Genomic DNA, 9,946 nt, shown 5'->3' with positions numbered 1-9,946 from the left:
AAATCGGGCTGTGTTGCCATTGCCTATGAGACGGTGACCGATGCGCGTGGCGGCTTGCCGCTGTTTGCGCCTATGTCGGAAGTGGCGGGCCGCATGGCGATCCAGGCGGCAGCGCGGGCGCTGGAAAAATCACAGGGCGGCTCCGGCGTCTTGCTCGGCGGCGTGCCCGGGGTCGCGCCCGGCCATGTCACGGTAATCGGTGGCGGGGTGGTCGGCACCCACGCCGCCAGAATGGCGGCTGGCCTTGGCGCTGATGTAACGATTCTGGATCGCTCGCTGCCGCGGCTGAAAGAAATCGACGAAGCCTTCGGCGGCCGCATCAAGACCCTGTATTCGACGCAAGACGCCATCGAGCAGCAATTGCGCGTGGCCGATGCGGTAATCGGTGCAGTGCTGATTCCGGGCGCGGCAGCGCCGAAGCTGGTGACCCGTGCCCAGCTGGCGCTGATGAAGCCCGGCTCGGTGCTGGTGGATGTGGCGATCGATCAGGGCGGCTGTTTTGAAACCTCGCACGCCACTACCCATCAGGAACCGACCTATGTAGTCGATGGCATCACCCACTATTGCGTGGCCAATATGCCGGGCGGCGTGGCGCGCACTTCGACCATCGCCCTGACCAATGCCACCCTGGTGCATGCGGTGGCGATCGCCAACAAGGGCTGGAAGGCGGCGCTGAAGGCCGACGCGCATCTGCGCAATGGTTTGAATGTATGCGAAGGCAAGATCACCTATGCCGCAGTGGCTCGCGATCTTGGCTATGACTATGTAGCGGCCGAGAGCTTGGTGTAAGCAGGCTTGAACCGGCCCGCCGCTCCTGCAAGCAAGGCCGGCGCCGGATAGATATGGACAGAACTGGAAAACAGAAATGAAGCGCAGACCCCTCGTTGCCCTGGTGGCTGATCGCAAGATGCTGGGCCCGCACCCGTTTCACTGTGTCGGTGAGAAATACATCGATGCGGTAATCGGCGGCGCCGACTGCCTGGCGCTCTTGGTGCCGGCCCTGGGCGAGCGGCAGGATTTCGAGGCGATTCTCGATATGTTCGACGGCTTCCTGTTTACCGGCAGCGCCTCGATGGTCGATCCGGTACTGTATAGCGGGCCGACCTTGCCCGAGGGGCAGACGCTCGATACCGCACGCGACCGTACCGCCATGCCGCTGATGAAGGCGGCCATCGCGCGCGGCATGCCGGTGTTTGCCATCTGTCGCGGCTTTCAGGAAATGAATGTGGTGTTCGGCGGCTCGCTGCTGCAAAAAGTGCATGAAACGCCGGGCATGATGGATCACCGCGAAGATGAAAGCGCCGATCTGGATGGCCAGTATGGCCCGGCCCACTCAGTGGCATTTGCTGCCGACGGCCTGATTGCCCGCACCAGCGGCATGGCCGAGTACACGGTCAATTCCATCCACAACCAGGGGGTGGAGCGGCTCGGCAATGGTCTGTTGGCCGAAGCCACCGCGCCCGATGGTCTGGTGGAAGCGTTCTCGGTCAAGGATGCCAAGGGCTTTGCGCTGGCGGTGCAATGGCATCCGGAATGGAAGCACGCCGATAACCCGCTCTCCACCAGTCTGTTCAAGGCGTTTGGAGAGGATTGCCGGCGTTATCAGGCGAGCAAGGGCTGATGAATGGCAAGTAGGGGCAATGGCAAGTAGGGGGAATGGCAAGCACAGGTGTTGACCTTGTCGACGCTTGCGCGGCTAAAGCCGCTCCTATAGCGGATTTGCAGTGTGTTGTTGTGTAAGGCCAGGGAAGCATTGGAAAGCGACGGGCACGCCCGCCGCGCTTTCCAACGTCGCCCGGCAATCGAGGCTTGCGCAAGCAGGCTAACCAACCGGAGGTTTGCCACCCGAGTGGCAAAGACAGTCGATGAATCAGTTCCAGGATTTTTTCCGCGAGCATGGCATCACCGAAGTGGAATGCGTGGTGCCGGATATGACCGGCGTGGCGCGCGGCAAGATTTTGCCGAAAAGCCAGTTCAATTCCGCCAATATGCGCCTGCCCAAGGCAGTGCTGATCCAGACCGTCACCGGCGATTGGCCCGATGATGATTCGATCACCGGCCCGACCGACCCGGATGTGGTGTGCGTACCCGATTTCAATACTGCCCGCCTGGTGCCATGGGCGCCGGACCCGACTGCCCTGGTGATCCACGATTGCGTGCATTTCGATGGCAGCCCGGTAGAGATTTCGCCGCGCTATGTGCTGCGCAAGGTGCTGGGTCTGTATGAAGCCCGCGGCTGGAAGCCGGTGGTGGCGCCGGAACTGGAGTTCTACCTGGTCGAGCGCAATATCGACCCGGACATTCCGCTCAAGCCGCCGATTGGCCGCACCGGCCGTGCCGAGACCGGCCGGATGAGTTACAGCATCGATGCGGTCAATGAATTCGACCCCTATTTCGAAGACGTTTACGAATACAGCGATGTGATGCGCCTCGATGTGGACACGCTGATCCACGAAGTGGGCGCCGGCCAGATGGAAATCAACTTCGTGCACGGCGATGCGCTGGATCTGGCCGACCGGGTATTCCTGTTCAAGCGGGTGGTGCGCGAAACGGCGCTGCGCCACAATATCTACGCCACCTTCATGGCGAAACCGATGCAGGAAGAGCCGGGCAGCGCCATGCATATCCACCAGAGCATTCTGGGGCGCGATGGCCGCAATATCTTCTCCAATGCCGACGATACGCCGTCCGAGCTATTCCTCAGCTATATCGCCGGCCTGCAGCGCTATATGCCGGCGGTAATGCCGATCATGGCGCCGTTCGTGAACAGCTATCGCCGCCTGAGCCGCTATACCGCCGCGCCGATCAATCTGCAGTGGGGCTATGACAACCGCACTGTCGGCATCCGCGTGCCCAATTCCGGCCCGTCGGCGCGCCGGGTAGAAAACCGTGTGCCGGGCGTTGATGTGAACCCCTATTTGGCGATGGCGGCTACCCTGGCCTGTGGCTACCTCGGCATGATCAAGGGCCTCAAGCCGTCCGAGCCGATGAGCACCAGCGGTTATGATCTCGACTACGAATTGCCGCGCCACCTGGAAGACGCCATCGAGCTGATGCGCGATTCGGCTGATATCGCCGAAGTATTCGGTGCCGATTTCGTCAACGCTTTTTGCGCGGTGAAGGAAAAGGAATACGACACCTTCTTCCGCGTCATCAGCTCGTGGGAGCGTAGCCACCTGCTGCTGAATGTGTAGGCGGTCGTCAAAACCTTAGACCCCAAACCTTGAACCACAGAGAACACAGAGAACACAGAGTCAGCACAGAGGCGAACATATAGACCATTACCGCCTTTGTTCTGCTTTTCCTCTGTGCCACCTCTGTGCTCTCGGTGCGCTCTGTGGTTCAAGATGTGTTTTTCAAAATTTCAAATTTTCAGATTCCCTGCACCTATTGCCCTGATTCGAGGACACCATGAGCAATCCACTCGACCCACGCCCGGCCATCCACGCTGAAGCCACCAAGCCCGCCCGCAGTACGCGCGACTGGCAGCAGATGGACGCCGCCCACCATATCCACCCGTTCAGCGATATGGCCGCCCTGAACAAGATCGGCAGCCGGGTGATCACCCATGCTGAAGGCGTTTACCTGCACGATAGCGACAACAACAAGATCATCGACGGCATGGCCGGTCTGTGGTGCGTGAATGTCGGCTACGGCCGCAAGGAGCTGGCCGAGGTCGCGTACAAGCAGATGCTGGAGCTGCCGTACTACAACACCTTCTTCAAGACTACCCATCCTCCGGTGATCGAGCTGTCGCAAACCCTGGCGGAAGTGACGCCGGCCGGTTTCGAGCACTTTTTCTATTGCAACTCGGGCTCCGAGGGCAATGACACGGTGATGCGCATCACTCACAAGTTCTGGGAAGGGCAGGGCAAGCCGGGCAAGAAGTGGTTCATCTCGCGCAAGAATGGCTACCACGGCTCGACCATCGCCGGCGCCACCCTCGGTGGCATGGGTTATATGCATGAGCAGATGCCCAGCCAGGTCAGCCATGTCGCCCATATCAACCAGCCCTACTGGTATGCCGAAGGCGGCGACCTCACTCCCGAGGCATTTGGCCTGGCGCGCGCGCAGGAACTGGAAGCGAAGATTCTCGAACTGGGCGCCGACAATGTGGCAGCCTTTATCGGCGAGCCCTTCCAGGGCGCCGGCGGCGTGATCTTCCCGGCATCGACCTACTGGCCGGAAATCGAACGCATTTGCCGCAAGTACGACATCTTGCTGGTGGCCGATGAGGTGATCGGCGGCTTTGGCCGCACCGGCGAGTGGTTTGCCCACCAGTATTTCGGCTTTCAGCCTGATCTGATGACCATGGCCAAGGGCCTGTCGTCCGGTTATGTGCCGATCGGCGCGGTGGCTGTTGGCAAGCGCGTGGCCGAGGGCTTGCTGGCAGCTGGCGACTTCAACCATGGCCTTACCTATTCCGGGCATCCGGTGGCGGCAGCGGTGGCGGTGGCCAATATCAAGCTGCTGCGCGACGGCATTATCGAGCGGGTCAAGACCGATACCGGCCCTTACTTCCAGAACAGCCTGCGCCAAGCGCTGGCTTCGTCGCCGCTGATCGGCGAGGTGCAGGGTGCCGGCCTGGTTGCCGGTATCCAGATGACCATGGACAAGGCCAGCCGCAAGCGCTCGGACGACCCCTGGGGCCTCGGTAACCACTGCCGCGACCATTGCTTCCGCAACAATCTGATCATGCGCGCCACCGCCGACCGTATGCTGCTGTCGCCACCCTTGGTGATCAGCCGCTCGGAAATCGACGAGCTGGTAGAAAAGGCCGCCCACTGCATCGGCCTCACCGCCAAAGACCTGGGCATGGCTTGATCGAAGCCGTAACGTCTTAATTGGCAAGTTGAAGGACCTCCCTCCGCCTAGAGGGCGGAGGGAATGCTGCGTGATTGCCTCGCTTTTGCGCCATTTCCGCACGGACATGGCCGCTGCTGCGCGCATTCAAATCGAAGATTGCTTAAACTGGCGGGCATTGGCCGCTTTTCGCGGCGATTTGCTTTCAAACGTATCGACGGAGGCGGCCGCTGTGGCCGCCGATTTTGACCGGGAGTAGGTATGGTGGCGGTAGATTCGAGTCAGGCCGGTGCAGCAGCGGGCGACAGTATGCAGAATTATCTGCAGATCAAGGGCGTAACCAAGAAGTTCGGCGATTTTTACGCCGTTGACGATGTAGAACTGATCATTCCCAAAAACCAGATTTTTGCCCTCTTGGGCAGTTCCGGTTCGGGTAAATCCACCTTGCTGCGCATCATTGCCGGCATGGAAACCGCCACCGAAGGCCGCATCATTCTGGATGGTCAGGACATTACCGACCTGACCTCCTACCAGCGCCCCACCAATATGATGTTCCAGTCCTATGCACTGTTTCCGCATATGACGGTGGAGCAGAACATTGCCTTTGGCCTCAAGCAGGACAAGGTGCCCAAGGATGAGATTGCCGAACGCGTCGGCAAGCTGCTCGATCTGGTGCAAATGAAGAAACTGGCCAAGCGCAAGCCGCACCAGCTATCCGGCGGCCAACAACAGCGCTGCGCCTTGGCGCGCAGCCTGGCCAAGCGCCCCAAGCTGTTGCTGCTGGATGAGCCGCTTGGCGCGCTGGATAAAAAGCTGCGCATGGAAACCCAGCTGGAGCTGGTCAATGTGATCGAGGCGGTGGGCGTGACCTGCATCATGGTGACCCATGATCAGGAAGAAGCGATGACCATGGCCAGCCGCATTGCCATCATGAGCGAGGGCAAGCTCAAGCAGGTGGGCAGCCCGCGCGAGATCTACGAATACCCGAACTGCCGCTTTACCGCCGAATTCATTGGTTCCACCAATATCTTCGAAGGCAAGCTCAGCGTGGACGAGCCCGACCATGTAGTGATCACCGGCAGCGAGCTGCCACGCGGCATTTATGTCGACCATGGCATTACCGGCCCCAAGGGCATGACCGTGTGGTATTCGATCCGCCCGGAAAATGTCACCCTGTGCCGCGACAAGCCGGCGCGCGACTACAACTGGGCCGAGGGCAAGGTACACGATATCGCCTACCTCGGCTCGCACTCGGTCTACCACGTCAAGCTGGCATCGGGCCGCATCGTCATTGCCAATGTGCCATCCAGCCACTGGGGCGATGGCAAGCCGGCCACCTGGGGCGAAGAGGTCATCGTCAAATGGGGCGATAGCCAGGGCGTGGTGCTGACATCATGATCAAGAACCTGCTCAAACGCTGGCTGCCGTCGGGGCGGGGCGGCGTGATTGCCATACCGTATTTCTGGCTGCTGTTCTTCTTTGTGCTGCCGTTTTTCTTTGTACTGAAGATCAGCTTCGCCCAGCCCGATATCGCCCAGCCGCCGTACACCGCGTTGGTGACCCAGGAAGAGTCGAAGACCACGGTGGTGGTGGATACCACCAAGTACAAGACCATCCTCGGCGAGGTACATGGCTTTGTGGAAAAGCCCTGGTCGGAAGCGGCCAAGGACAGCCAGTATGTGGTGGCTTACTGGAATGCGCTGAAACTGGCGTTTTTCACCACCATCCTTACCCTGCTGATCGGCTACCCGATCTCATACAATATCGCCCGCGCCAGCGAATCCAGCCGCAATACCTTGCTGATGCTGGTGATGATCCCGTTCTGGACTTCCTTCCTGCTGCGTATCTACGCTTGGATCGGCATCCTCAAGAACAACGGCGTCATCAATAATCTGCTGATGTCGCTAGGCATCATCAACGAGCCTATCGACCTCTTGTACACGCAAGGCTCGGTGCTGCTGGGCATGGTGTACAACTACCTGCCTTTCATGATCCTGCCGCTGTATGCCCATCTGGTGAAGCTCGATGGCCGCTTGTTTGAAGCGGCGGCCGATCTCGGTGCCACGCCGTGGAAGATCTTCTTCCAGATCACCCTGCCGCTATCGAAGGCCGGCATTATCGCCGGCTCGATGATGGTGTTCATCCCGGCTGTGGGCGAATACGTGATTCCGGCCCTGCTCGGCGGTGGCGATGTCGTGTTTATCGGCAACAAGCTGATGGATGACTTTGGCGCCAATCTCGACTGGCCGCAGGCATCGGCGGTGGCGGTGTTGATGCTGGTGCTGCTGGGCGGCCCCATCGTCTGGTTCCATCGCTTTGAAATGAAACAGCAGGAGGCCAAATGAGCGCCAAATCCATGCCCATGGCCAACCGCCTGTTTATGGCCCTGGGTTTTTTCTTCCTGTATGCGCCGATTGCCAGCCTGGTGATCTATTCCTTCAATGAATCGCGCCTGGTGACCGTGTGGGGTGGCTTCTCGTTCAAATGGTATGGCGTGCTGATGCATGACGACGCCCTGCTATCGGCCGCCAAGCTGTCGTTCAAGATCGCCTTTATGTCGGCAGGGCTCGCAGTAATTCTCGGCACGGTGGCCGGCTTTGTACTGGCGCGCATGGGCCGCTTCAAGACCCACACCCTGTTCGCCGGCCTCGTCACTGCGCCGATGGTGATGCCGGAGGTGATCGTCGGCCTGTCGATGCTGCTGCTGTTTGTAGCCCTGCAAACCTCGCTCGGCTGCAGCGACGATACCGCCACTGGCCTCTTGCACCGGGTAGGCTGCGGCGCCTTTGGCGAGCGCGGCATGATCACCATCTGGATCGGCCACACCACCCTGTGCATGGCCTATGTGGCGGTGTTGGTGCAGTCGCGCCTGAAAGAGCTGGACCGCTCGCTGGAAGACGCGGCGATGGACCTCGGTTGCCATCCGTTCAAGGTGTTTTTCGTCATCACCATTCCGGTGATCTCGCAGGCTCTGGTATCGGGCTTTCTGCTCAGCTTCACCCTGTCGCTGGACGACTATGTGCTGACCGCCTTCCTGTCCGGCCCCGGCTCCACCACCATGCCGCAATGGATCTTCTCCTCGATCCGCCTCGGCCTCACCCCGGAAATCAACGCCCTGGCCACCATCGTGATCGTGGTGGTGTCGGTCTTCGTGGTGATCTCCAACAAGCTGATGCTGTCAGCCCAAGCCAAACGCGACCGCGCCATGCAGGCGGTGTTTGCGGGGAAGGATGAGTGAATGGCTTGCAAACGGCGCCGGGAGGCGCCGTTTGTTTATGCACATGTTCATGCAAACCCTTTAAGCCGGACTGACCCAATGGGGTTGGATGACTGGTGGCGGAATCCCCGCGCTCCCGGGAATATTGATGTCCGGAATCCGTTACCAGGTCAAGTAATTGCAACGGGCAAGGGGCAGACTGTCACCATTACAATGCCAGACGGCAGTAATGTTATCGTTCCTCCTGAATCTACGATGAAAATCTATCCGTCAGATATTTCTGCTCCGCCGTTAACTGACGATGTTATCTGCCGTAAAAGGGGCGGGCCACCGCATTGCTCGCATGACCGCCATCCGGCCCAAGAGTCATATTTCGACATCACAAAAACGTTTCCATTTTTCCAGTGGCAGCAGGAAAAATGCCCGATGGTCGAGCCTCCGACTCGAGGAGATGGCATACATGGCTAATAAGAATAGTCGCGTCGGATTTTTTGCTAGAGTCCTGATATTGCCTGGTTTGGCGTATTTTATTGCGCTGCTTGTGAGTAATATTATCTATTGTGCAATATTTGAAAATAGATGCTATATCAAAAAGAACTTGTCACTGGCAGAGGTAATTGGTCCATTTGCTTTCGTTGCAGTATTGATCGCTGTAGTAGGGCTTGCTCATGCCGGATTTCTATTAGTGCTGTCGCATTTCATCAAGAAGCGGCGGTTGTTATATTTTTTCTTCCCACTACTGAGTGGGTTACTTGTTGAGGCTCCTTTGTTTTTGTTTCGTGTTGTTTCTACAGGGACGATTGCATACGACAACACGGATGTAATTTTGATTACTTCTGGTGTTGTGTGTGGTTTTGTCTTTTGGCGAATCTTATCAAAGATGCAATGTTGAGCTAGGTAGGTAGGTAGGGCCAATGCCATTAAGTTAAACCGCCTTGTATGCATATGTGGGCGGCAATCCGCTGAGTGGTACTGATCCGCTGGGTCTTGTTGAGCTGCTGTATTTGATTCCGAAATCAACAGCCATTGAGTTTGTACGAAAAAAAGGAAAAGAATTTGGCGTGGGCTGTAGTAAATATTCCGATCAGGAGGTCTTGGGTTTTATTGGATTCATTCCGGAAAAGGATGCGAAAGATTTTCAGCGATCTTATGATTGCCGACCTGGTGTTGGTACTAAAATGGCACCTGAGCTTTGGGGGTTGAATAAGCGAGAAGCTGCATACGAAAAAGTGTTGTTAAATAGACTTTTTAAAGATTGAAATAAATCTCGAACTCAAGAAAAGAAGTGATTACATGAGTGGATGCGGCGCAAGTAACTTTTACTGTTGGTATTGCGGTGCTTATTTTTTGGTCGCAATTATTTTTGGAGTCGCTGCATGCATTGTGTTCTTTAGTCGATCAATGCCTGCATCTATCAAAACGCCGCTTTTGATATTATGCATCATTTTAATGTATGGGCTTGGCGCCATAGCATATCGGTCGTGGGCGATTCATTGCTATATGCAAATTGAAAAAGTCCTGCCTAATTGATCTCACCCGCGCAGCGTGATTGTGGTGGCCAACCAAAGCCGTAACCCGCAATCCCTGTAGCCTGGTAGGGCGGATCCCCGAAGGGAACCCGCGCGGGACTTGGGTGTTTGCAGTATCAAGGCCGTAAGGTGCGATCCTTCATAAGCAATTGAAGCGGAGCGCATGGCACCGAATGTGCGGCGTTGGCCTTATGCGCCTGCGGCGCAATTGTTTTGAGCGGGGCCCGTCCCGCGGCCGGGGTACTTTCTTTTGCTTCGCCAAAAGAAAGTACCGAAAGAAAAGGCGACCCGACGGCCTCGCCGGCCTTTGGCCGGTTCCCTGCGCTCCTCGCAGCTTGCGGCCGGGCCAGAACTCGCCTTGGCTGCGCCACGGCTCAAACATGCTGTCCCGGACTAC

10 protein-coding genes are annotated in these 9,946 nt (G+C 57.9%); all 10 read left to right on the top strand.

All coding sequences use genetic code 11. The features are described from left to right. Positions 1–789 (top strand): alanine dehydrogenase (locus ACE3OH_RS14130; protein WP_374354016.1); only part of this gene is annotated, 789 nt, incomplete at its 5' end. A 76-nt stretch (positions 790–865) separates the two neighbouring features. Further along, positions 866–1,621, top strand: a complete 756-nt coding sequence (locus ACE3OH_RS14125) for a gamma-glutamyl-gamma-aminobutyrate hydrolase family protein (protein WP_374354013.1) — start codon at positions 866–868, stop codon at positions 1,619–1,621. 244 nt (positions 1,622–1,865) lie between these two features. Next, positions 1,866–3,194: a glutamine synthetase family protein gene (locus ACE3OH_RS14120; RefSeq protein ID WP_374354010.1), complete on the top strand. Its 1,329-nt coding sequence runs from the start codon at positions 1,866–1,868 to the stop codon at positions 3,192–3,194. A gap of 217 nt (positions 3,195–3,411) precedes the next feature. Beyond that, positions 3,412–4,824: an aspartate aminotransferase family protein gene (locus ACE3OH_RS14115; protein WP_374354007.1), complete on the top strand. Its 1,413-nt coding sequence runs from the start codon at positions 3,412–3,414 to the stop codon at positions 4,822–4,824. Between the two features lie 70 nt (positions 4,825–4,894). Then, complete coding sequence (locus ACE3OH_RS14110; RefSeq protein WP_374354004.1) at positions 4,895–5,062, top strand: hypothetical protein; 168 nt, start codon at positions 4,895–4,897, stop codon at positions 5,060–5,062. 2 nt (positions 5,063–5,064) lie between these two features. Next, positions 5,065–6,201: an ABC transporter ATP-binding protein gene (locus ACE3OH_RS14105; protein ID WP_374354001.1), complete on the top strand. Its 1,137-nt coding sequence runs from the start codon at positions 5,065–5,067 to the stop codon at positions 6,199–6,201. Continuing rightward, positions 6,198–7,148 carry an ABC transporter permease subunit gene (locus ACE3OH_RS14100; RefSeq protein WP_374353998.1) on the top strand — a complete coding sequence of 317 codons (951 nt, stop codon included), beginning with the start codon at positions 6,198–6,200 and terminating at the stop codon, positions 7,146–7,148. Before ACE3OH_RS14105 ends, ACE3OH_RS14100 begins: the two co-directional genes overlap by 4 nt. Further along, the gene (locus tag ACE3OH_RS14095; protein WP_374353993.1) at positions 7,145–8,041 is read left to right on the top strand and encodes an ABC transporter permease subunit; all 897 of its coding nucleotides are present in this window, start codon (positions 7,145–7,147) and stop codon (positions 8,039–8,041) included. Before ACE3OH_RS14100 ends, ACE3OH_RS14095 begins: the two co-directional genes overlap by 4 nt. 439 nt (positions 8,042–8,480) lie before the next feature. Then, the gene (locus tag ACE3OH_RS14090; RefSeq protein ID WP_374353990.1) at positions 8,481–8,912 is read left to right on the top strand and encodes a hypothetical protein; all 432 of its coding nucleotides are present in this window, start codon (positions 8,481–8,483) and stop codon (positions 8,910–8,912) included. Between the two features lie 43 nt (positions 8,913–8,955). Continuing rightward, entirely contained in the window at positions 8,956–9,279 is a 324-nt protein-coding gene (locus tag ACE3OH_RS14085; protein WP_374353987.1) for a hypothetical protein, read from the top strand. Positions 9,280–9,946: the final 667 nt, after the last annotated feature.

Source organism: Chitinimonas sp. (assembly GCF_041904975.1).
Taxonomy (GTDB): Bacteria; Pseudomonadota; Gammaproteobacteria; order Burkholderiales; family Chitinimonadaceae; genus Chitinimonas.
Note: the sequence above shows the minus strand (reverse complement) of the source record. Positions and strands in the feature narration are given on the sequence as shown.